6 protein-coding genes and 1 pseudogene are annotated in these 25,786 nt (G+C 65.9%); 2 read left to right on the top strand and 5 right to left on the bottom strand.

Going from position 1 to position 25,786, the window contains the following annotated elements; genetic code table 11:
* On the bottom strand, positions 1-17,125 hold a 17,125-nt coding region (locus ACWEO2_RS41230), incomplete at its 3' end, for a WXG100-like domain-containing protein (protein ID WP_452410351.1).
* Positions 17,126-17,351: 226 nt separating this feature from the next.
* Entirely contained in the window at positions 17,352-17,819 is a 468-nt protein-coding gene (locus tag ACWEO2_RS41225; RefSeq protein ID WP_354958959.1) for a YbaB/EbfC family nucleoid-associated protein, read from the bottom strand.
* A 234-nt stretch (positions 17,820-18,053) separates the two neighbouring features.
* Here ACWEO2_RS41225 and ACWEO2_RS41220 point away from each other — a divergent pair, with 234 nt between their 5' ends.
* Positions 18,054-19,751, top strand: a complete 1,698-nt coding sequence (locus ACWEO2_RS41220) for a hypothetical protein (protein WP_354958960.1) — start codon at positions 18,054-18,056, stop codon at positions 19,749-19,751.
* A gap of 112 nt (positions 19,752-19,863) precedes the next feature.
* Here ACWEO2_RS41220 and ACWEO2_RS41215 read toward each other — a convergent pair whose 3' ends face one another.
* Together ACWEO2_RS41215 and ACWEO2_RS41210 are read right to left on the bottom strand one after the other, a co-directional pair.
* Positions 19,864-20,442, bottom strand: a complete 579-nt coding sequence (locus ACWEO2_RS41215; protein WP_452410350.1) for an acyl-CoA dehydrogenase — start codon at positions 20,440-20,442, stop codon at positions 19,864-19,866.
* A gap of 94 nt (positions 20,443-20,536) precedes the next feature.
* Complete coding sequence (locus ACWEO2_RS41210) at positions 20,537-21,538, bottom strand: hypothetical protein (protein WP_452410349.1); 1,002 nt, start codon at positions 21,536-21,538, stop codon at positions 20,537-20,539.
* 174 nt (positions 21,539-21,712) lie between these two features.
* Between ACWEO2_RS41210 and ACWEO2_RS41205 the strand changes: the two are divergent.
* Positions 21,713-22,729: pseudogene (locus ACWEO2_RS41205) on the top strand (ISAs1 family transposase).
* 38 nt (positions 22,730-22,767) lie between these two features.
* Here the strand turns inward: ACWEO2_RS41205 and ACWEO2_RS41200 are convergent.
* Positions 22,768-25,728, bottom strand: a complete 2,961-nt coding sequence (locus tag ACWEO2_RS41200) for a BTAD domain-containing putative transcriptional regulator (protein ID WP_452410348.1) — start codon at positions 25,726-25,728, stop codon at positions 22,768-22,770.
* Between the last annotated feature and the right edge of the window lie 58 nt (positions 25,729-25,786).

Raw genomic sequence — 25,786 nt, 5'->3', positions numbered from 1 at the left:
CGTCATGACCGGGGTGGAGGTCATCACGCACCGAGACAGCCCCATCCCCCGGCCCACTCGGGTCGGCGACAGGAGCGTTTCGGTCACCCGCCGAGCCCGCGCCCGACGCGCGCGGAACCCCGGGCCGCACCACGCCGCTATCCCGCGACGAGGATGCCTGCGCCGGCGCGGAAAGCGTTGCGCCTTCAGCAGGCGGCAACGTACCCGAATAGTCCCCGTCACCAGGTTCAGGCTTCCGAGCCAGCAATCCCCACTCACGAGCCACCCGCCTCGCATTCGGTAGGTTACGGGCCTCATCCGACAGATTCAATTTGATGTATATCGACCTCACAAGCCCGTCGACTACCCATTTAGTGGCACCGAACTCCTCGGCTATATCAGAGCGATTACGTCCCCTGGCAGTAAATTTGTGCCGCGCCACCACAGAAAGTAAACCGACCTCATCGGCCGAGAACGACACCGGCCGGCCGGACTCCGGATCCCGCCCGAAATACACGAAATCCAGATCACCGGGCAACGGATCCGGCCGCAACCACCCATGCTCCCGGCCCAGCAGCACCGCAATCGACCAATCACGACGCTCACCCCCCGTCAGGTCCAACCTGTCGAGCACGTCCCTCCAGATTTCCTCGGTCCAGGAATGGGTGATGCCGAGGTCCTCAGCGATCTTTGGAAGGGTTTTGCCCTGCGCAACCCCATTGAGTACTTGCAACTGCCTCGGCGTCGGCGCCCCCCGCCGAGGAGGAGGCAAACGCCGTTGAACGGCCTCCACCTCCACCGCGCCCACATTCCGCAAACGCTCCATCAACCCCGCCACCGGCAACACCGTCGGCAACCTCGAATCACCCTCCGCAACATCCAACACACCACCCTCCCGCAACGTCACCGACACCTTCCTCTCCTCGCCACCCGGCACCACCTCACGCCACGACGCCTTCGTCCCCGCAACGAAAACATCATCAGCCAGCACGAACAAAAACCGGCCCGTCTCCCACACCCGGGCAACCCCGGCAGTCACCGCAGGCTGCACCACCCGCACCACACCACCACTCAACTGCCGCGAACCCGCCCGCAAACGCCTCCCGAACTCCGCCACCGGCCACACCCTGCCTTCATCAAACCGGACATACCGGCCACCCTCCGGCCCCTGCGGCTCCTCCACTCTCGCCACATACCTGGCTCCATCACGATCGGTGAACGTAAACCTCGTATCCACCGGGAAATCAACCCTCGTAAACTTGTCCCGGAACACCCCCCAGCCGAACTCGTCGAACCGATCCCCCTCCGACACCGCACCCAGGAGAAGCCTCCCCGGACCGTCGCCGGGCCGAACAAGACCACCCGCCCCGGACTCGCTGTGCTCGGGGCCGACACGTCGTTCGTCGTCGGTCCTCGGCCGCGTTTCGCGGGTGCCGGAAGGGCCAGGGGCCGGCAATCTGGGTGTCAGGCCCGTGAGGGCGGCGACGGTATCCATGTCGGCACGCGGCTCGCGGGGTTCGTCGAACAGGCCGCGCAGCAGGTCGTCTTCCAAACCGTCGAGCCGCGAGGGGGCCTGCTCGTCGAACAGGGTCCGCCAGGCATTGCTGTCGAGAGCGTTGAGCAACTGGTCTACTCGCTGGGGCCGGTCCAGACCGTATGCTCCGGGGCCGCTCAGTCCAATGCCGCTGAACAACGGCAGGTATTCGAGACCGACCGCCAGGATGCCGCCGCGGCGCGGTATCGTCGCGTCCGGCGGGTCGATGCGGCCGGGGTCGTCGGTCCAGTCGGCATCCCCTCGCCGCTTGAACCGCTTATCGCGGCCGTCCCCGCTCGTCCAGAACACCGTGCCGTCGAGCGTGCGCCGGAATCGGCTGCCGTCGGGGTAGGTGCGATGCTGTGTGCCGTCGGTGGTTCTGCAGAAGCGGGCATGGTCGCTGAGGAGACCGTAAACGGTGCCGTCGGGGTCGCGGCGAAATTTGCCGCTGGGCCGGGTGAAGTATTCGGTGCCGTCGGGGTCCTTGCGAATCCGGACCGAATCACCGGTGTGCTCGACAGGGCGGGGGTCGAGGCGGAGTTCGATACCGGCGGCCGGGACGGCATACCGGTGGTGATGGTCGTGCGGGTCCTCGAGCAGCAGGCGCACCGGTGCACCGCTCGCATCGTACTCGACCCCGAGGACCGTAAAGGCATGGTCCGGCAGCAGGCCCGGCCCCACCTGCAGATTCGAACCACCCCCCCCGAATCGGTCGGTCGCCAATGTCACTGTGGTGTCGCGCTGCAGTGCCCATCGGATCAGTTGCCCGATGGCCCGGGCCGCGACCACGGATCTGCCGGACAGTAGCCGGTCCTCCGGCTGCCCGTCGTATACCTCGTGGAGATATTGGGTCAGAGCGTCCTTTTCCAGTTCCCATTGCTGCGGGTGCAGCCGGTCGAGACGCTCGCGGAAACCGGTGGGGGACCTGAGATCCGCAGCGCTCCAATCCTCGAAGGTTTCGGCCAGCGCGTGCGAGAACTCGAAATCCGCCACGGGGAAATCGTCGGTCGAGATGTCCGAGCGCACCTGGCGTGAAATATAGGTGCTCACCAACTCGTGCAGCGTGTCGACGTCGAATCTGAGTGGATGCAGTATGTCGCGACGCCGCACCTGCTGGACCGGTTGCGGCAAAGCTCCGCCCTTGGCCAGGTGGAAGCCCTTGCCCAAGCGAGCTGCCGCCTGAACGAGCGGGTGGCCTTCGAGGGCCAGGTAGCCGTCGCCGTTGCCGAAACGGATCGCGTAGGCCTTCTCGATCATGGTGGCCCACAGTGGTTCTCCGGGCTCATGGCGGATGAAGTACCCGGTCTCGGTGCCGACTTCGACATAGTTCGATTTCTCGACCCGTACCCATTCCAGTCTGGTGTCGCCATGGTCGTCTTCGACGAGCAGGCGGACGGAGACGGTGCCGTCCTTGTTGTCGTGCAACATCCTGACGATCGAATCCGGATCGTGGTGGGCGAGCCACTTGAGATCGGCCAGCAGGGAGCAGTCGCCGGCCTTACCCTGCCGCACGTCGTGCGGCGTGGGCCTGGGCTTGCCCCGTTCGTCTCGCCCGAACAGCGGATCATTGTGCCGGGGAGCCAGACGCGGCAGTTCCGGAATGATGTCGTGTGGCGCGGCGGTACGGACCCACAGCGAGTCCTCGGCGAATTTCATCCACCGCCACGGCCCCAACCCGGGTTTCACCACGAGGCGGTCGTCGTAGGAGACTATCGTCGGCGTCGGCCGATCCTCGGCGTCGTACGCGAGGAATCGAGCCTCACCGCCCGGCACATCCCAGCTCAGCGTGCCACGGAGGTCACCGTTCGGCCCGTGTTCGAAAGTGAACCCCGCGGCCCGATACCCGGGAACATGGGCCAGATCCCGACGCACATACTGGATCGGCTCATTCGGCCACATGATCTGGTAATAGTCGGGTCCGTGGCCGTGCTGTTCGACCAATATGGCGGGCACTTTCACGCCCTTGGCCGGCAGTCGCTCCACCCGGCCGTGGTGATCGATGATGCTGAGGAGGCCCTCGCCATCGGTGGGGCGGCGCAGCCGCATCCCGACAGCGGGAGTCGGCAGCAACCTCTCTCGCTGCGCGGGTGTCAGATTCTTCCGCCGGTCGCCACGAGACAGTCGCGGCGGACGCAGACCGTCGTGGTTGAAGCGTTGCCGACGGACCTGAGTCGGACTATCGAGTTCGACCTCGTGCTGCTGCCGCAGGTCGGGTCCGAACTCGCCGTCGTCGGCCTCCCGCTCGGACGGCCGGCTCGCCCGCGGGTCGGCAACGGACGAATGGGCTGCCGCAACGGCCGCCGGTGGAGCCGACGGCCGCACCCCACCATCCCGAGACGACGACGCCCGCGCCGAATCGGAGCCGCGCACGTACGGCGGCTGCAGGACCGCGGACCCGTCCCCGCCGCCGCGCCGCATCCGCAACTCCGCGATCTGGTCTTCCCGCAAATAAGGATCGACCTTTACCAGAAGCTGAGCCACCTCGTCTGGAACCAGCCGCCGGCTATTGACTACAACATCAAAACGGCGGCCGATTCTGTGCAGATTTCCGAGCAAACGGTCCAGCTTAAACCCGAGTGCCGCCGCGACTTCTGCACCCGTGTACTCGGCAGCGAAGTACTCGAGGACGTTTCGCTCATGGGGCGTCAGTTTCGAAGGAGGTTCAATCTTGTCCAGCTTTTCGACGGTCAGTACCCCCTGCTCCACGGCACGTTCCCGCAGAGTCGAGGTGTAACCTTCCCAGTCATCGGCGCTGACCCGGACATCGAATACCCTGGCCAACTCCTTGATAGTATTCAAGGACGACTTGGTTAGCCTCAGAATCTCATCGATCTGACTGGACCGGTGGCCTTTGGCGACATACGGAAGAATATCCCGCTCTTGCGCTGTCAGATGGCCGGACGGATGCGGCACACCACGCACCATGTCGATAAAGCCCGGGTGGTGCTCTATCTTTTTTATTGCCTCCGCTTTGTTCTTCACTCCAAGTTTCAAGTGTGCCCAGTAGAAACGTTCCTGGATGGAAGCTCTGCCTTTATTCAGAGCTCGCATCATCCGCTGTTCGCTGTATCCCTTGCCAAGGTAGGCGAATGCCTCTCGCCCTTCAGGCGACAGATCACTGAACGAACCCGACCCCGGATCAGCAACGGTATCAACCGACCCCGAACCCGTGTCCACCGCGGGCGCGGCGGCGGAAACATCGACGACGGGACGCTCAACGAATACCGCCGTGATATCACGGCCGAGCTCGGCAATATAACCACGAACGAAATTCAGAGCACCACCCCTCGAGACAGGCTCCAGGCCAGCCGCAGTATCCGCATCATTGAAACGATACTCCGGATACACATCACCATTCTCACCAACAACCAGCCGCAACGTCCCCTCATCATCACCCAGATAAATATGCGCACCCGAATAATTCCAGAACTCACCACCCAGAGTCTCCGCCGTAGTCAACTCCGCCCCGAAATCAGCCAGAAACTGCGCAACATCATCGAAATACTGAATAGGACCATCCGCCGGCTCCCACTGAGACGGCAAATCAACCATCCAATCACCGCCACCCAACACCCCCTCAAACCCCCAATCCCCCACCGAACCAGACCCCGACACCGGCGGAGCCGACGGCCGCACCCCACCATCCCGAGACGACGACGCCCGCGCCGAATCGGAGCCGCGCACGTACGGCGGCTGCAGGACCGCGGACCCGTCCCCGCCGCCGCGCCGCATCAGCAACTCCGCGATCTGGTCTTTCCGCAAATAAGGATCGACCTTTACCAGAAGCTGAGCCACCTCATGTGGAATCACCCGCTGGCTACTGACTGCAACACTAAAACAGCGGCCGATTCTGTTCAGATAGGCGGGCACAGTATCCGGCTTCAACCCGAGTGCCGCCATGACTTCTGCACCCGAATATCCGGCAGCGAAGTGCTCGAGGAGATTTCGATCCTTGGGCATCAGCTCCGAAGGCGCTGCAGTCCTGTCCAACTCCTCGAGGGTCAGCGCCCCACAATCCAACGCTTTCTCCCGAAGCGCCGAAGTGAAAGCCACCCAATCATCGGTGCTTTCCCGAACCTCGAATACCTTGGCCAACTCATCGATACGCCGCGAGGACGTTCGCCGGGGTACTTTCAGGATGTCGTCGATCTGCCTGGACCGGTGGCCTTTGGCGACATATGAAAGAGTTGTCCGCTCCTCCGCTAATAGATGGTCGGACGGAGGCGGCAACTCGCTCTTCATTCTGTCAAAGTCAGGGTCATCCGCTACTTTCTCCATTGCCGCTTCATTGTTCTCCACTCCAAGTATCACGCGTGCCCTGTCGAAATATTCCGTGACGGAATTTTTGCTCTTGAGACGGAGAACGAGATTTATCCGCGGATCACTGTATCCCTTGCCACGGTAAGCGAATACCTGTTGCATTCCAGGCGTCAGAGCACTGAACGGACCCGACCCCGGGACAGCAGCGGTATCAGCAGACCGCGAACCCGCATCCACTGCGGGCTCGGCGGCGGAAACATCGACGACGGGACGCTCAACGAATACCGCCGTGATATCACGGCCGAGCTCGGCAATATAACCACGAATGAAATTCAGAGCACCACCCCTCGAGACAGGCTCCATGCCGGCCACAGTACCCGAATCACTGAAACGATACTCCGGATACACATCACCATTCTCACCAACAACCAGCCGCAACGTCCCCTCATCATCACCCAGATAAATATGCGCACCCGAATAATTCCAGAACTCACCACCCAGAGCCTCGGCCGTAGCCAACTCCGCCCCGAAATCAGCCAGAAACTGCGCAACATCATCGAAATACTGAATAGGACCATCCGCCACCACCCACTGAGACGGCAAATCAACCATCCAATCACCGCCACCCAACACCCCCTCAAACCCCGAACCCCCCACCGAACCAGACCCCGACACCGGCGGAGCCGACGGCCCCAACTCACCATCCCGAGACGACGACCCCCGCGCCGAATCGGAGCCGCGCACGTACGGCGGCTGCAGATCGCGGCCGATGTCATCGGGGTAGGTCTCACCGGCGTACGGGTCGGTCCGGTGATGATGTGCGGCCGAATGGGAGTCGGCGGCGAATATCTTATCCGGAACCGGGCCGAAGGAGGTCTCACCCGCCGGGGGCTCGAACACCGGGTCGGTGCGGCCGGGCGCACCGGATTGCTTGGGCGGCAACGTATTCGACGAACCGTCGAATACGGACGCGTTCGGACGTGAACCTTGGGCGGTGTCCGGAGAACTGCCATCGAGCCGGGCGCCGACCTTCTCCCCCTCCGGAGACGGCGCGGCGAGCCGCCGCGACGAGCCGGGTGCGGCATCCGTCTTGCTCGCGGATGAAGTAGCCGGAGGAGCATTGGCGCGATGCGCCCCGGGCCCGTCGGCAGGGAGCGGGTGCCGTTCTCCCGGAGCGGGTTTCGCGTCCTTGTGCACGCGGTGAGGCGCGAGCAGCTGTTCCTCGGCGCGACGCTGCAATCGCGGCATCGTCTCGTCCTGCAGCACCCGCTCGGTCTCGTCGACGCGCTCATCGGCCTTGCCGAGAGCCTTCTGTTTCTCCGCCGAAGGATCGGCCTCGTACCGGTCGGCGGCCTGGTCCCGCTCCTCCATCGCTTTGGCGTACTGGATGACCTCGCGAACGGCTTGCGCGTCTTCGATTTCGGTGACGAAATCGTCGATCGCGATATAAACCTTCGCCGACCCGGGCGTGCCGCCGTCCTCGCGGTCCTCGCCCGACCCGCCGCGGGCGGAACGCCAGATCGCCTGCAACAACACCCGTATCGAAAACCCCGGACCGCCACTGACTCTGGTGATGACGCCGCCGAGCAGCTTCGACTCCGCCGTCGGCTTCGGGTCAGTCCCGCGCGCACCCGACTTGTTGATGAACATGATGCTGCCCGGCTTCCCGAACTGCTTCACCAGCTCGGCCGCTTTGATCTCGGCGGCATCACCGCCGCCGTGCTGCTTGTGCCACTCGGCATCGATCGCGGTATAAGTGAGTTTCACCCCTTTCGCGATCGTCAGCCCGTGTTCCAGCGCATGCGTCATTACGCGTCGATCGACCATCGCGTCGACCCAATCGATGACCCCCCGCTCGGACAATTCCTTGTCCCTCCAGTGATTCAGCTCGATCCTGGTCTCCTCGACCATCCGGCCGCCGCCCGGCTTGTCGACCACCCGCTCCACCAGACGCTCAATGTCGCCACGGATCTCGCTGTTGTCGAGCGAGATGTTCCACTGCGGCCGGCCCTTCTGCTCGATCCCAACAATCACGCCGTCCTGCACGGTGAACGAGATCTTCGCGGCGTCGATGACGTCGGTCGCTATACCCGCCAGTTTCGCCATGCGACTGGTGAACTTGGACGTATCTTCCTCTTCCAATTTCGATCTGTAATACCGCTCGATCTCCGGCACCCCGAAATAGTCACCCCGCTCGTCGCGCGCCCCGCCCCAGCTGTCGTACATGACGTCTTCGACTTCTTTCGCCGTGCCCGACACACCCTTCGGATTCTTCAGGTACCGGCTGCCGATCCACTGATTCAGCGACATCGTCAGCGAATCCGCCGGGTGATCACCGCGCACCGTCACGCCCTCGACGACGTCGAGGTACTGCCCCAGCTCCTGCAACCGCGTCTCGCTGGCCTTCTCCCGATCCCACGACAACTTGTCGGTGGTCTTCGCATGGATCAGCATCACCATGTCGTGCTCGCGCGAGGTGATGAAATCGGCGCCGCGTTTGAGCCCCCACCTGGCCAGTGCGAAGTTCGTGTAGTGCTTCGCGGCTGCGAGCACCGCAGTCCGGTCCCCGCCGGTCGCCGCGGCCAGCTTGTCGACCGCGGTAGCACTCAACCGGGCGTGCCAGAGCCCCTTCGTGTTCTCCGGCCTGCCGAAATCCTTGGCGTTCAAGCGATCTTCCGGCTTCAAGCGATGATCCAGCATCGCAATGCGGAACTTCTCATACGCGTCTTTCAGCTCCGCCACCTGCTCCGGGTTCGCGTCCTCCCGGGCACCCGGCGACAGCACGCCCCGCACCTGCCCGTCGAAGGCGGTATCGACCTCGTCGAAATTCCCCACGCCCTCGGGCAGCGGCCGGAACCGCCGCGAAGACCCGTGCTCCCGCGCCACCGCGTCCAGATGATCGGCCAGCTCGTCCACATGCGGCTCCGTACGCAGCCAATCCCGCAGCCCCGCAACCACATCCGCCGGCGCGCCCGCCCGCTCGATCTCCTCCACCATCGCGTGCGCCTCGTGCAGGCCGGCGAAGGTCACCGCCTCTTTCGTCCCCACCACCAGCAGGCTCCGGCCGGAGTCCCGGGCGTCCCAGGCCCACTGCGGGAACGGCTCGCTCTCCTGCAAATGCACCAAATCCACACCCGCGTCCGGATGATGCGACCCCAGATACGTCCGGACCTCGTTCATCATGTCAACCACCAGCGGATCGCTGCTGGTCGGGCTGTTCACCACACCGTGGACGCGGGCATCGCGGTACCCGGCCATGATCATCAGCAGGGTCTTGCCCTCGCCGCCCTTCATATCCGCCGGCCCGAACTCGGTCAGCACATACGCCAGCATCTGCGTCTCACGCGGGGTGCGACTGTCCGGATCCCGGCGCGTCATCCACTCCGGCATCGCCGCCACCCGCTCCGCGCGAGAACCGTCGCGCACCAGGCGATCCACCTCGGCGTCGGTCGCTCGCCGCCCGGTCACCGGGTCCGTGTCGGTGGTCTTGCGCAACACCTCGTCCCGGAACACGAACGCGGCCTTCTGTACCGCGTCCGCGGCCGCGAGAGCCTTGCGTGACGCCGCCTGCATCGCCGCCCGCTTGTCCGCCAGGCCCGCCTCGTAGGCGTCGCGATCCGGCTTCTTCGCGTTCTCCACACTCGCGAGCCGGTCCTCGATCACTCCCAGCATCGTGGTCTTGAAGTTCTCGACCGCCTGCGGATATGCCGCTTCCTGCTCCTGCAGACCCTGGCGCAACTCCTCCACCCGCGCCTGCGCCGCGGGATCGGACTGCTGCCGGCTCAACGCATTCCGCCACACGGCGGCTCGCTGCTCGACCTTGGTACCGAACGCCTCCTGGATCCGCCAGGCCGGCGCCAGCTCACGACGCTCCCGCTGCACCGCCGCCCGCTCTTCCGGATTACTTCCGGTGGCGGTCAGCAGTGCCTCGTGCTCGATCAGTTCATCCCGCAGATTTCGCGTGCGCTGCTTGACCTCACGGCTCAGCTGCTTCAAGTATTCCGGCCGTGGCTCGTTACCGGTGCGGGCCTGCTCGTACTCGTTCCGGCTGTCGTGCAACGCATTCCGCGCCGTCTCGACCTTTTGCTGCGAAGTCTCGATATCCCGCATCCCGGTCCCGAGTTCCGCCTTCGCCGTCTCGTACTCGGCCCTGGCCTTCTTCAGGTGGCTCGTGGTCATATGCAAATGCTCACGGGCAGTGTGCATCTGCGCCTCGGTGGACTCGCGCATCCACAACGCGTCCTGTTCGGCGGCGGCGATCCTGGCTTCGGATTCGGCCCGCAGCTCCTCGTAACGCTCCTGCACCGCATGCTCTACCGCAGCTTCGTGCGCGGCATGCGCCTCCTGTAGCTGCGACTGCGCATCATCGTGCATCTCACGCAGGGCGGCCGCGGAGTTCGATCCCAGCTCCTGCGCGTAATCGCCTTCCACCATCCGACGGGTGTCCTCGACCTCCGTCCGCGCAGCGGTCAGCCGATCCCGGGCATCGATCACACGCGGGTGGTCGCGGACCTCGTCGTTGTCCCGCAAGCGATTTCGCAGCTGCTGCTCGCGCCGGCCCATCGGCTCGTCGGCCTTCGGTCCGCGCCGCGGGTCGGGATCGGTGTGGTCCTGGCTCGCGCGGTCCTGCGCACCGGGAGCGTGGACCTGTCCGGGAATCTCCGCAACCGGGGTCTCGTCGGTGCCAGTGGTCTCGCGCAGGGGCCCGATCTGATGATGATCACCGAGGGAGTCGGGGTGAGAAGTACCGTGCTGCTCGGAAACGGCTGGCCCACGGTCATTCTCGGACAGGCCCGAGTCGGAGCGCTGCTCGTCGAGGCCGGGCGTCCGAAGCTGCGGGCCGGCATCGCGCTGACCGACCGGGGAATCGGGTCCAGACTGCTTGTCGGCGCCGGGCGTCCGAAGCTGTGGATCGCCATCGTGCTGACCGACGGGTACATCGGGCCGAGACTCGGCAGGCTGCTCCGAAAGAACTGGGCCACCGTCATTCTCGGACAGGCCCGAGTCGGAGCGCTGCTCGTCGAGGCTGGGCGTCCTCCGCTGCGGGTCGACATCGCGCTGACCGACCGGGGAATCGGGTCCAGATTTGGGACCTTGCCCGGAAAGAGCTGGGCCACGGTCATTTTCGGGTCGGCTCGAGTCGGAATGCTGTTCGTCGGGACCGAGCGCCTCGCGCTGCGGGTCGGCATCGTGCTTACCGACGGGGATATCGGGACCAGGCTTGGTGTGCTGATCGGAAAGTGCTGGGCCACCGTCGTTTTCGGCCAGGTCCGACTCGGAGAGCTCGTCGTCGGTCCAGCTGTGACTCGACGCCGAATCGTCCGAGTGGTCGAACAGCGAGTCACCCGAATGCGAGGCGGTCGAATCGCTGTCGTACCCGTCGCTGTCATCCGGATGCGGTGTGGCGATCTGCTTTTCTGGGGATGGCGGGGCAGTCGGGCCCATCCCCGGTGGGGCGAGGTCGCCGCGGCCACCCATCGGAGGAGCATTGGCTCGATAGTTTCCGGCGCGGGCGGCTGCGGCGAGATGCTCGTCGACGACACGTTGCAGGGTCGGCCTTGTCTCGTCGTGCAGAACCTGTTCGGTGTGCCGCACGGCTTTGTCCGCGTCGGTGAGTGCGCTGAGGGTCTCGATGCTCGGGTTCTCGTTATGGTCGGCGACGGCCTCCCGGTGCGCCTTGGCGGCATTCTGGTATTCGATGACCTGTCGGATAACTCCGTCATGTGCCACCGGGCCCCGGTAGTCCTTGGGTGAATACCAGTGCTGGACGGTGCCGGGGGTCCCGCCGGTTTCCCGGTCGGATCCCTTGCCGCCGCGCCCCATTCGACCGTCACCCTGGTCCACCGCGGCCTCCCCGAATCTGGAGCCGCCGATGAACTTGCCCGAATTGCCGGTCCCCTCATCGATCAGGCGCTGAATCGTGTTGTAGTCGGTGCCCCGCATGCGGCCCTTGTTCACGAAAACCAGCACCGCGTCGTCACGCTTCTCGTTGCCGAATTCCTTGATGATCTTCTTGCCCGCCAGTTCGGCCGCATCGGCACTGTCGAACCCGTCGTCGAACCGCCCATCGAGGACGTCGTACTTCAGCTTGATTCCCGCGGCAACAGCGAGTTCGTCACCGGCCATGTCACGCACCCTCCGGTCGACCAACTCGTCGACCCAGTCGACGACACCCTTCTCCGAATCCTTCTTGTCCTGCCACCCGGACAGCCGCACTCGCTCCCCGTTCTCGATGACCGGGCGGTTGTGTTCGTCGACTCGGATATCGTCACCACGCAGATCCCGGTTGTCGAAGCCGCCGACCAGCTGGTTGAGCCCAGTCGCCTTCACATCGACCACCTGCCCGTCCCGCACCACCAGTTCGAGCTTCGCGTCCTCCAGGATCAGGCCGGCCAAGTCCTTGAGCATGTCTTCGGTGTTGTCGAACTCCCGATCCTTCAAGAACTCGACCTGAGACTTGTAGTACGGGTCGATCTCGCGCACCGGACCCGTGATCACGCCCTGGTCGTAGAGCTTCTGCTCCGCGATCTTCGCCGTGCCGGAATGCCCCTGAGTGTCCTGCAGCAGCCGGGTGCCGATCAACTGCGCATCCGACATGTGCAGTGCTTCCTTGGGCAGCTCCGCCATCACGTCCACCCCGGCCTGCATCTCGAGATACGCGCTGACCCCCGCGAAGCGGGTCTCGGTCCCCTTGCTCCGGTCGGCCATCACCTTGTCGGTGGTGGACGACGCCATCGTCTTGATCTTGTTGTTCGCAGAGGTGTCGCCGCGACCTTCGATGTAATCGTTGTTGCGCTCCGGGCCCCATTTCGCCACCGCCTTGTGGGCGTACTCGGCCAGCAACGGATCGTGCTCGGTCACCCGCGGCCCCGGCACCCGATTGAGCCGATCGATAACCTCCGCCGACGCGTGTGCCTGCCAGAAACCTCGAGTCCCGTCGGGTTTGCCGAAATGCTTTGCCGTCAACGGATCCTCGGACAACGCCGCGGCCGCCTCGACCCGATCGTGGACCTGCTTACGGACCGCGACTTGATCGTCGGACATCTTGTCCGGGTTACTAGGTGTCAGGACCGATTCCTCGCTGCCCAACGTGTCCATTTCATCGGCGATGTGCTTGCCCGGCGGGAACGGCTCGAACCGATCTTTCAGACCGTGCCGATCAGCCGCTTCATTGAAAACCTCCGTCATCTCGTCGACGTTGGGCCGGTCCACATTGAAACGGTCACGCAACGCCTGGATCTCTTCGGCCGACATACCCTTTTCTTCGAGGAGGCCGAGCATCCGCGACTCCTCGTGCAGGACTCGCTGTTTCATGTCGTACATCGTGGCGACCACGATGTGGCCTGTGCCGTCTCCAGGTTTGGGCAGATCTCCCTCGGTGACCATCCGGTCCACCTTCACATCCAGGCCACCGATCAATGACTTCGAATTGCCGAAATTCCCGAATTCATCGATCAGATCACCGACCTGATTGTCCCCGCTGGTCGTCACATACACCCGCTCGTGCTCCCGGGCCGCCACCCACGCCTTCACGATCGTCACCAGCGTCTTACCCTCACCGGTCCGCAAGTTCGACCAGCGCGACATGATCCCGAACAACTGGGTATCCCGCAGATCCCGGCCGCCCTTGGCTTCGGTGCCATACCCCGTCGCCCGGCGCACATACTCGCGCACACCGACGAACTTCTCCATGGTCGAACCGCGATTGACCATGTTCTTGATCTCGTCATCGGAGACCCGCGGCAGCGCCTCATCCACCCGCTGAAATATCTCCTCGTCGTAGATGTTGGCGAGTTCGAGGAACTTCTCCTGCGTTTCCTTTTCCTTACGCGCCGCGGCCGCGAACGCCGTCTTACGATCGACCGCTCCCCCTTCGAACGCCGCCAGATCCGCTTTCCCCGCAGCCTGCGAAACCTCCCAGCGCTTATCGAGCACCTCGAGCCCGCCGCTCTTGAACTCCGCAAACGCCTCCGCATGCGCCGCGGTCTGCTCGTCCAGCCGGGACTTCAGCTCATCCAGACCCGCCTGGGCCTTCGCCTCGGCTTCCCGAGTGGCCAGGGCATGCTCGAGCTCCCTGACCCGCTGACTCACCTCCGACCGGAAGTCCCTCCCCGCGGACGAAAGGTGTTCGTCCAGACCGGCTTTCAGCTCGGCCACCCGCTCCTGGGCCCGCGCGGCCGCCAACCGGCCGCCCCGCACCTCCGGCCGCAGCCACCCCAACGCGTCGGAAGCGAAACCCTTTCTGCCCCACCGCGACTCCAGCCGATCACGCTCGGTCTGTGCCGCCGCCAACGCCTCCGAACGATCACCGGCGGCCTCCCGCAACAACTCCTCACGCGCTGCCGTCACCGACTTCAGTTCGGCCGAGTGATCACCGTTCGCGGCCCGCAGCAGCGCCTCGTGCGCGACCAGCTCCGACCGCAACCGCTCAGTGCCGGCGTTGATCTCCTGCTTCAGCCATTCGAGACGCTGCGGCTGCGGCTCCTCGTCGGCGGCCTCGGTGGCATAGTGCCGCCTGCTTCGCTCGAGCGCGGTCCGCTCGTGTTCCACCCGATCCCGTGCCGCGGTGATCCCCTCATCCAAGCCACCGCGCACCTTGGCTTCGAACTCGTCGACCGCCCTGTTGAGGGCCTGCCGGGTTTCCTCCCGATCACTACGCGTCTGCTCGAGACGATCCCGCTTCTCGTTGAACCGCGTCTCGGTATCGGCCTGCATCCGGGCGTTCTCGCGGTCGGCCGCGGCGATGTCTTCCTTCAACTGCTCGTGGAAGGAACCAGGCCGCTCGTCCCGGCTACCGGCGTGCTCGCTCCGGTGTGGTCCGGTAGTGGCGCCATGCTCAGGCGCGTCGTGCGCGCGGGACTCGGAATGGGTCCGCGCACCACCGATGCCGTCCGGCTCGCCCGCCGCCGGACGCGACCGCGGTCCCTCCCCACCCCGGTTACCGACATTCGTATCCCCGTGGTCACCCGACCGCCCGGACGTGGGACCGACCCCGCGCTCCGGCCCCTCGGAGGACGCCCGGGACGATGGCCCCTGCGCCGATACCTGATCTTCCCGACCGGTCCGCTGCCCGGTCGAGGTGGACTCGTTGTGCGCGGGGGCGATGCGCGATTGCGACCCGCCCTCTGATGTGTTTGGCCGAGAAGGTGTTTCGGGGCCGCCGTGTCGTCCGTTCCCCAATGCCTCGGGCGTGGGCTGGACTTTGCCACGCGAGTCTGCCGGGCCGGACTCGTCGTGCGCCGCGGTGATTCGGGTCCGCGATCCGTTCTCCGGGGCCGTCGAGGAGAACGGAGGCTCCGAACGGCGCGACACCGGCTCGGTCTCCGGACTACTCGGCCGAGTCTCCGGACTGCTCGGCCGAGTCTCCGGGGTGCTCGGCCGGGTCTCCGGAGTGCTCGGCCGGGTCTCCGGAGTGCTGGACCGGGTCTCCGGACTGCTCGGCCGGGTCTCCGGAGTGCTGGACCGGGTCTCCGGACTGCTCGGCCGGGATTCCGGAGTGCTTGGCCGAGAGGGGATTTCGAGGCCGCCGTGCCGGATGTTCGCCGGTGCGTCGGGCGCCGACCGGACCGGACCCTCCGAGCCCGCCAAGGAACTCGTCTCCGACGCCGGGCCCCGCATCGACGATTCCGACACCGACCGCGAATCCGCCTCACTCGGCGTGAACTCGCGCTCACTCGGCGTGAACTCGTGCTCGCTCGGCGGGCGCGAAACGACCTCGTTCGAGTCGTGCGAAGCGACCTGGTTCGAGGTGTGCGGGGTGACCTCGTCCGAGGTGTGCGAGGCGACCGCGGTGAACCCGCCCTCCGAGTGCTCGGACACCGACGGACTGCGCGAAAGATTCTCGGGGACAACCGAACTCTTCTGCGTCGTCACCTCCGCACCGGGTCGGAACTCGTGCGAACCCGGCGACGACGACCGCGACACCGTCTCCGAGGTGGCACCGAACTCCCGGTTCTGCGGTGGCGGCGCACTGTGCGTCCCCGTCGACACCGACGTGTGCGACGACGACCCGTCACTGGCGCTGGCAGAGATCGAGCTCGAGCGGGACGGCGTCGCGCTCGAATTCGAGAATGTCGAAATATTCGCGATGCTGCCCCGGCGAACCGGTGCCGGCTGCGCCGGCGCGGTGCTGTCGTGGAACTCGCGTGGCCCGGTCGAGCCGCCCCGCGACTCACCGTCCCCGCGCTCGGACCCCGGCCGATCCGAGGGGCGGCCGCTGCCGTTTTCGGAGCCGTCACCCGGCGACGACGACGGCCGGGTTCGCTGCCCCGAGTTCCCGTTGTCATCCACCCGATCGGGCATGATCGAGCGGCCACCCCCACCGCCCTGGTCCGGCCGCGAATTCCCGGCACTGCCGTCGAAATGATCGCCACCGGAAATCTTCAGATCGGTGGGATGCAAGGTCGACGACTTGGCCAGCGCCGCGTCCCGCGCATGACCGATCGAACCGTGCAGAGCACCGAACATGCCACCGGCCGCACCACCGGCGAGCATCGCCGGATCGAACTCCCACTCCCCCGTCAACAGCCCACCGGTCACGAAACCGGCGCCGACACCCGCCAAACCACCACCGACACCGGCTACGAAGGCGACACCGGTGGCCCGCGTCGTCGTCATCCCCCATTGCTTGGTGACCCAATTACCCAGGCCCTTACCGATGACGCTGCCGACCGGCGCACCCACCGCGCCACCCGCCGCGCCCACGGCTCCCGCGACGAAGATCCGCTTCAGGTCGTAGCCGTCGATATGCCCCTTCTCGTTCTGAATGAACTCGACCGCGAACTCGGTCAGCAGGCCCAGTCCGCCCTGCACCCCACCGCTGATCGCGGCCAGCTTCCACAGCGGCATATTCGCGATCGTCTTGGCGTGGTTGACCAGCCACGACAGCCGCGTGGCCAGCGTGCGGCCGATCACCGCCATGACGCCCTCGGTCTCGGCTTCCAGCGCCGGAATCACCGCCGCCCCGAACCACGTCGTCAGCGCGTACGCGATCTCGGCCGCCAGGATCGCCAGCGTGATGATGACCTGCAGCTTGGTGTGCTCGATCTCGGCGCCCATGTCGTGGGCCGATTTGCCGATCTGATTCAGATTTTCGACCATCTTCGCGATCGACTGGTCACCGGAGAAGAATTTGTCGAACTGGCTCTTCATCTTGTCGGCGCCGTCGCCCGAATAATTGTCGGTCGCGGTATTACACGCGGTGTGCAGTTGCTCGATGAGCCCGTTCAGGCTCTTGGCCGCGGTCTTGTAGTCGTCGTCGAGCGCGAACATGCTGTCCTCGTCGCCCTTGGGCCACGCGGCACCTGCCAGGTAACTGAGCCATTCCAGCCCAGCGGGCATCTCGATGCTCATCGATCGGCGCTTCCGACGCCGAATTCACCACGCCCCGTGCGACTCTCGGATGCCGATGGGCTGGGTGCGCTGGGGCGCGGCACGGCGGCATGCGCGGCCCAGCCGGATACACCGGACCGCAGCACGATCGGAAGTCCCCGGCATACGCCGGACACTTTCCCGCGCTCCGGCCCGGAGATCCCGGACCACGCATGCGAATTCGCCATCTATGCCGACCAGCCGCCGATCAGTCGCGGTCGGCGACCGACCACTGCCCGGTGCGCGCGTCACCGGACCCGGCCTGCTCGCGCTGGGCGGGCGAATCGAACGACGCCCGTTGCAGCTCGGGCGTTTTCGTGCGCAGATCGGGCAGGCCCTCGACCATCGACGACAGGCTCGGCAGCCGGGACCGGGTCTTGCGGATCGGCGCGATCAATTCCTCGGCCTTGCGCGCGACCTCGGCGGCGGCCTCCTGGGTGGCATCGGTGACCGCGTCGGCGATCTCGTCGTAGTCCAATTCGTCGATGTCGTCGGCGAATCGGGTCTCGATCACGACACCGTCGGCGTTCACCGTGATGCGCACCTTGCCCTCGCCCGCGGTAGCGGTGGCGGTGAGCTCGACACGCTGCTGCTGCACCTCGGCGATCGAGCGGATATGCAGATTGATCGTATCGAGCAGATCGGCGACGTCACCCTTGGTCTGTTCGTTAGCCACGTCGAATTCTCCTACCCACACCAAGATATGGACCCCACCACGAGTCCATATCGATTCCCTGCCGAACGTAGCACCTCAGGGAGCACCGAAATCCTGTCATGACACGTTTATCACGCCATTCTTACCGGTCAGCAGTGATCTGTTACGCCAGTATTATTCGAAACTTACCGGCGTCGTGTTGGATACAATCCAAGTAATGAATCGAAGCCTACGCGGATGGAATTCTTTCATCATATGAGCGAACCCCAGCAGCAAGATCCGGCCGGGAACGGCGACGCCCCCGACGTCGGCTTCCGGCTGGGCGCCGGCGCCGCGCAGCCGTCCGGTAGCGCCGATGAGCAGACGACCGGCGCGCAGGAAACGCCCGCCGCGCCCGCCGATTCGGGCCCGGCAGCGGAGAGCGCGGAACCGCCCCCCGCGGCACGAGCGGCCGAAGAGCAGGCCACCGAACCACCGGGAACCGATGACGAGCCCGCGGCGACCGACGGGCAAGAAACCGAAGCGCCGGCGGCCGACGAGCCCCCGACGATCGAGGACCAGGCCACCGAACTCGCCCACCGCATCGCCCGCGAACTCGGCATCGCGGGCCCCGAAGGCTGGCAGTCACTGGAGGCGACCTTCGCACTCACCGTCGCCGGCGGCATCGCCTACATCCTGTACTACGACGACGAGGATCAGGTCTCCCAGACCGAGCCGTCCCAGGAGGTCAACGAACTCGTCCCGCTGCATCGCGAGCTGTCCGCGCAACTCGGCGACGGCCCCTGGTGGCGCATGCTCATCGCGCTCGAGGCCACCGGCGAGGTCGAGGTCGACTACGACTACGCCGACGAACCGTTCCCCGACGACCAGCTCCTGCCGCCCGAGGCCTATCGCGCCGACCTGGAAACCTTTCCGCGCGACAGCATCCCGGTGTGGCTGGCCGCCTACATCTTCCACGACGAGCGGCAATGGCGTTCGCCCCAGGACGCCGCCGCACAAGCTCGCGCCGACCGCGACGCCGGCATCACCTCGACGCTGTCCCGCGAGGACTTCCCGCCACTGCCCACGCTGTGGGCACGCTGGGCCACCATCGCGGCAGCCTTCGTCGCCATCGGCTCCGAACTCGGACCGCGCATCCGCCCCGCGCTCGGAATCTTCGAAGGATCCGCCCGCAGCGGCTCCACGTTGTTCGTGCTGCCCGGCGGCCGCGCGGTGTTGTCGGGTGGCGTGTGGAACGCACCCGAACTCGACGCCGCCTACAACGACGACAACGAACTGCCGGACCTGTATGCCGGCGCCCCCGACTGGGTGGCCAACCAGGTACTCAATCCCCGTGCGTCCCAAGGACAATTGTCGTTCTGCTACTGGTGGTCCCACGGCAGCTGGCACCGCGGCGAATCCCCCGGCGCCGACCAGCTCAGCCCCGCCGTCCCCGGCGTGTGGTCGGCACAGACCGTCGCCGACATCGTGTGCGCCGTGATCAGCAATGAGCCGACCGAACAACAACGGGAAGCAGCGGCGACACTGGTCGCCTCCGCCGAAGCCGGTGTCGTCACCCGGGATACGCTCACCGCGGTGTTCGAAGACGCCGCCGACAACATCGACGGCGCCATGTACCAGCTGTCACTGGCCGGTCTCGCGGTCACCGACCCCGAACCGCTGCCGGAGGATCAGGCCATCATCCTGGTGCGCGACTACATCCAAGCCCTCGGCGTCGACACCACTGGTTATCCGCTCGACCAGCTCGTCGGCGAACGCCTCGACGTCGGCTGGATGGTGTTCGTCCCCACCGAACCCGGCGAAATCGCCATCGGCCGCGCGATTTTCTACATCGCCGACGACGGAGTCATCGAACAATCCTCCTCTTCGACGGCACCGTCCACGTACTTCGAAGGCTTCGAACAGCGCTTCCAACAGCGGCAGACCAGAGCCACCGACGATCTCGTGATCTGAGGTCTGCAGGCCCTGCCCGGATCGTGCGGGAGAACACCTGAACGATCCGGGCGGCCGTTATCCCTTCTTCAATTATCTTGGGGGACAGTAAGGCCCGCCATCGAGCTGAATCTCAGCGGCCGAGGCTGTGCCACGGTCCCTCCGGGTCGTCGAACCAGGTGAGCGGATCATCGCTTGCGATGGGTACTTGCCCGAGGAATTCTTCCGGGACAAGGAAAGCCGAGACAAGCGGCTCGATGTGCGGAAGCAGCCCGGTGAGGATCTCATCGATGGCGCTGGGAATCCGCTCACCTAGGTCAGCGGATAGATATCCGTATCGCACCAGGTCGGCAACATAGGGCAGCAGACCGCGCAGAGTATGGAGCCGGTGGACATCGGTGAGCAGAGCACGGGCCGGGCTGCCCTCGGGCAGGAGCCGCAACCGGCGCAGGATCGCCTGCGCGGACATGCGCGCGGCATAGGCGCGAACGGCCTGCAGCGCGGGGTCGATGACTGCGTTCTGGCCCGCCAGCGGGTCACCGGCGGATACGTGTCGCACCTTCGCGCGGGCTCGTTCCAGCCAAATGCTTTCCGCGGCAGCAAGTAACCGGCCGAGATGAACCGGATCGGTGATCGTGTACTCGATGGCGGGATCGGGTTGCGAATCGGGCGCGAAGTGATGCCTGCGGACCATCTGTGCCGCGGCTTTCACCCAGATGGCCAGGTTGTCGCCTTCGGCGGTGATCGGCAGTTCGACGCAGGCCAGGTATTCGGCGAGGTGGTTGGCGGGGAACAGCCCCTGCGAGCTACAGCGTTCGCGGCATTCGGCCAGAATCTCCCTGGCGCGCTAGGTGATCCAGCCTTTCCCGACGGCGAGTTGCCATTCGGTCCGCGCGTAGTCGGCGTCCCGGTGCGTCGACCACTGCTCGATGAGGTCTCGATGCAGCGCGGTCATTGGCATAGGCGTCCGCGACCGCGCCCAGCAGTGAACCGTGGTGACTGCGCAAGGCCATCAAGGGAATACGCCCGCCCGGCCCTCTGATCGTGCGCCGCCGGCCGTGCCGCACCGCGATGACCAGCGCGGTGCGGGTGATGCCGAGCGTGAGAGCGCTCATGGAGAGCTTCCCGGGCGTCACTCGCCGGATCGACCGCAGTACGCGCTTGGCCGGGTCGGGAACATCGCTGATGAAAGTTCCATCGGGAGCGAACCTTCCGTGCGGTCCGGCCAGCAGCGCGTCGCGTGGCACGAAGACCTGGTCGAATGAGGTCAGGCTATGGTCCACGGGCGGTCCGGATCGGAACGGCAGTACCCGGACCCTCACTCCCGCAACGCATTCGGAGGCGGTGGTCAACTGGACGCGGAACAGGAACACGCCCTGATCCGAAGCGTCTACGAGCAGCCGCGCGGCCACCACCGCAACCTTCGGACCGCCGACGGGACTGGTATTCGGCATGAACTTCTGCGCGCCGATGCTCGGGGTGTGCAGCAGGAATCCCGCGCGGGCGCGGTCGTACACCGCGACCGTCTCCAGCGCCGACACGTCGTTGCCGTGCGCCAGCTCGGTGATCATGAACGTTCCGACGGCGCACTCGGGCGCGGCCATACCGTGGTCGGCGAGGCTCCCGAGAAACAGGTTGTAGTGAATTCCGGCGATGATGGCCAGTGTGGGGGCGACCGGCATAAACCATTCGTGCAGGTTCGCAATCTGCACGGCGTTGTTCGTGAGCGCCGGGAAATCTGCGGCGGCGCCGAGATCACGCAAATCGCGAATATGCCCGGACAACCACCTCGTCCGGATCTTTTTCATGCCATCTATACCCACTCTCCTGCGCCGCCAATCGCCGCCACGGGCCGTGTGCCGATTCGTGATCGTCACCAAAGAGAAAGGCAGTCAGAATTTCGGAAACTGGCAGGTCGATGCCAGTCCATCGGGTCGGCGCCGGTAGTGTCGTCGTTGATTGTCCCATAATGATCCGGGCCCCTGCTGGCGGTCGCCGCGACGCTGGCGGGAGCGCGCTCGTTCGCCGCGATCGGAGAATGGGTGGCTGATGCGCCGATGACGGTGCTGGCCCGCCTCGGTGTTACTGGCCGCCCGCCGAGCGAGTCCACGATCCGGCGGCTGCTGCAACGCTTGGACGGCGACGGGCTCGACGCCGCGCTGGGAGCGTGGATGTGGTTGCGCAGCAGGACCATCGGCGGGATGCGAGTGTTGTCGTTCGACGGCAAGACGATCCGGGGTGCCCGTGACGCGGCCGGGCAGTTGGTGCATCTGCTGGCCGGGATCTGCCAGGCCACCGGCATCGTCGTGGCCCAGATCGCCGTCGACGGCAAAACCAATGAGACACCGATGCTGCGGAAACTGCTGCAACGGCTCAATATTGCCGGTTGCGTAATCACTGCCGACGCCGCCCACACCTGCCGCGATACCGCCCAGCTGATCATCGATGCCGGCGCCCACTACATCCTCTGTGTCAAAGGCAATCAGAAGAACCTGCGGAAGCGGTGTAAAGCGTTGCCCTGAAAAGATATCCCTGTACTGAACCGAGCTACCGGCAAACCCGCGCACGGCCGGATCGAGACCCGCACCCTGCAGGCCACCGAGATCGGCACCGGGATCGGATTCCCCGGCGGCACACAGGTTCTGCGTGTACGGCGGACCCGAACTGTTGTTTCCGGCCATCGGCGCTCCCGTAAACAGACTCGCGAGACCGTGTACGTCGTGACCAGCTTGTCGGCCACCGACGCCTCCTATCAGCTGATAGCCGAATGGTTGCGCGGACACTGGGCAATCGAGAACGCCGTCCACCACGTCCGCGACGTTACCTTCGACGAGGACCGCCACCAGAACCGCACAGGCAGCGGACCACAGGTCCTGGCCACCATCCGCAACACCGCGATCAGCCTGCTCCGACTCACCGGCACCACCAACATCGCCGCCGGGCTGCGACATCACGCCCGCGACTTCAACAGGCCCGTCGAACTACTGCTCACCAGCTGAAACCTGACAATGCCGAGGCCCTGCCGCTGTCTAGCCGATCACCGGATGCCGTGCCAAGACACGTCCGGGACGGGCAAACCGATACGCCGGCTCGCCTGCGCGACCTTTTCCAGGACCGGTTCGGCGTCCTCGACACGGCCGACGGCGGTCAGCGCGCAGCCGTACACCTGCATCGCCCGCAGGCGACGTACCGCGGCCGAGACCTCGGTGAGCGCGCGCACGGCCTCCTCGGCGATCGGCACCGCTTCCTCGGCGTCACCGCTGCGGAGGGCCACCTCGGCCAGCCGAGCCAGGGCCCACCCCTCCTGATGCCGGCGACCGTCGCGGCGGGCCACGCCGAGCGCCTGCTCGCACAGTTCTCGGGCGGTCACCGGATTCCCGCGCTGCAGCGTGGCGAATCCCAACTCGTGCAACGCCATCGATTCGACCCGCAGGCTGCCGACCTCGCGCGCCACGACCAGGGACCGCTCGGCGGCTTCGACGGCCTCCGGCCAGCGCCCGGCATCGCAGCAGGTGCGCGCGATCGTCGCCCAGCTCATTCCCTCGACGAATTTGTTGCCGTCCTGGCTGACCAGTTCGATCGCACGCCGGTAATGCTCCACGGCGAGATCGACTTTCCCGCGATAGTCCATCACCGTGCCCAGCATCTGCTCGGCGAGGATGGCGCCGGCCAGATCGCCCGCATCGTGCAGGACCGTACCGGCCTGCCGCAGCGCCCGCCCGGCGCCCAGATCACCCATGCCGATCAGGCGTGCGCTGGCGGCGGCCAGCTGCGCCCGGGCCATGGTCTGACGATCGCCGTCGCGCTCGGCGGCCCGGCTCAGCACGTCGAGCGCCTGCGCCACCCTGGGCAGGTGCTCCCCTGCGTCTCCGCCCACCGCCAGCGACAGCGCGAGATCCACTGCGAGCGTGCGTGTTCGGGCCTCGGGGCTGACGGCCACCTGCCGATACAGCGCCACCAGCCCGAATCGCTCGGCCATCGCCCACGCGGTGCACTGGCGCTGGGTGGTGAATTGCTGCTTGGCCGTGCTGGTCTCGGCGTAGTAGTGCGTGCCAGCGCTGGAATCACGCAGTTCCACAATGTTTTTCGCGCTGGCTAGATAGAAGTCGACCAGCCGGTGCAGGGCCTGCGACCATTCCGCCTGCTGCTCCGGATCCGCGACCCGGCGGGCGAACAGCCGCAGCAGATCGTGATATCGGTAGCGGCCGAGGTCTGAAGTTTGCATCATGCCCAGATCCACGAGGGTTTCGCAGAGCCGTTCGGCCTCGGGCTTATCCCGGTCGAGCAGGGCGGCGATGGCGGCAACGGACAGATGCGGCGCATCGGAGAATGCGATGAGCACGAACGCGCGCGACAGTTCGGGCGCGAGGCGCCGGTAACTGGACAGGAATACCAGTTCCACACTGGTATTGCCGATCGCGAGTTCGGAGAGCCGGTCGCGATCGTCGGCCAGGCGTTCGGCCAACGACGCCAGCTGCCAGCTGGGCCGGCTGGCGAGCCGCGCCCCGACGATGCGCAGCGAGAGCGGCAAATACCCGCACTCGCACAGGATTTCGTGCGCGGCCTGGGATTCCTCCGAGAGCCGCCGCCCAGATACCATGCGCTCCAGCAACTTCCATGCCTCGTCCGGAGTGAGGACATCCAGCGGGACCAACCGCGCGTCGAACAGTTCGGTCAGACTCGAACGGCTGGTGACCAGTACGGCGGGCGCGCCCGGACCCGGCAGCAACGGCGTGAGCTGCTCGATGTCACGCGCGTTGTCGAACACCAGCAGCATGCGCTTGCTCGCTACCAGGTTGCGCCACAGGCTCGTTCGCTCCTCCGGATCCCGCGGCAGCTCACCGGGCTCGACGCCGATCGACCGGAACGCCACCGCGAGCAGCATATCGATCGAGCGCGGCTGCTCGTCCATGCCGCCGAGGTCGAGATACAGCACGCCGTCCGGATACCCGTCCCGGAGGCGATGTGCGAGATGCACTGCGAGGGTGGTCTTTCCGATGCCGCCCATCCCGGTAATCGCGACCACCGGGCGCTGTCCGGAGTCCGCGCTCAGCACTTCGGCCAGCTCATCCACCAGCTCTTCGCGTCCGACGAAATCGGCGATGTCCAGGGGCAATTGCACCGGGGCCAGCGTCGGGAAGCCGAAATCCGGTTCGGCGGGGGGCAGTTCGCCCGAGGTAACGAGCGTGGAGCCGGGCTGCGGCGAGTCGGCCGACAGGATCTCCTGATGCAATTCGGCCAGCCGCGGACCGGGCTCCAGGCCCAGATCCTCCGACAGCACCCGGCGCGCGTTCCGATACACCTCCAGCGCCTCGACCCGCCGCCCGGCGCGATACAGCGCCATCATCAGCAGCTCGTACCACCGCTCACTGTGCGGTTCGGCGGCGACCAGCGCCTCCAGCTCCGCCACCGCGGCGGAGTAGCGGCCGAGATCGAGCGCCACGGCTATCGCGGCCTCGTCCAGGGCCGAACGCAGCCGGCGCAGCCGGGTCCGTCCCTTCTCCGCCCACGGTCCGGTCAGCCCGACCAGCGGGTCGCCACGCCAGAGTTGCTGCGCCGCAGTCAGTTTCTCGTTCGCGGCCTCCGCCGCGCCCGAGCTGCGGTCGGATTCGGCGGCGGTGAGCAGGGATTCGACCGCGGCGACATCGGATTCCACCGTCAGGCCGAGCCGATAGCCGCCCAGGGTCGAGCCGAGCCACTCCGCCCCGGCACCGGCCCGGCTGTGGCGATCGAACTGCCGGCGCAGCCCGTGCACGTGATTGCGCAGGACACTGGAAGCGGAGGTAGGCGGACGATCCGCCCACATATGCGCGGCCAGCTGCGTTGTCGACAAGGTGCGCCCCGGCTCGGCCGCGAGGATGGCCAGCATGGCCAGCGTCTGCGGCGCCGTGATATCCAGGCGGCGCTCCCCCAGCCGCACCTCGACCGGCCCCAACATATTCAACCGAAGTACCCCGGGCTTCGCCTCATCGATACCCGAAACCTGCCGCGCTGCCAACTAACCCTCACATTCGACCCGACCGAGGTCGGGATCAGCCTGGAAGTCGGTGCTCTCC

This window comes from Nocardia sp. NPDC004278, from assembly GCF_053602975.1.
The sequence above is the reverse complement of the archived record's forward strand: the minus strand, read 5'-3'. Positions and strand labels throughout refer to the sequence as shown.

Bases quoted from the DNA above. Each gene is read 5' to 3' on its own strand.
- ACWEO2_RS41220 (WP_354958960.1), top strand. From the start codon at position 18,054: ATGAGCGAACCCCAGCAGCAAGATCCGGCCGGGAACGGCGACGCCCCC.
- ACWEO2_RS41210 (WP_452410349.1), bottom strand. From the start codon at position 21,538: ATGAAAAAGATCCGGACGAGGTGGTTGTCCGGGCATATTCGCGATTTG.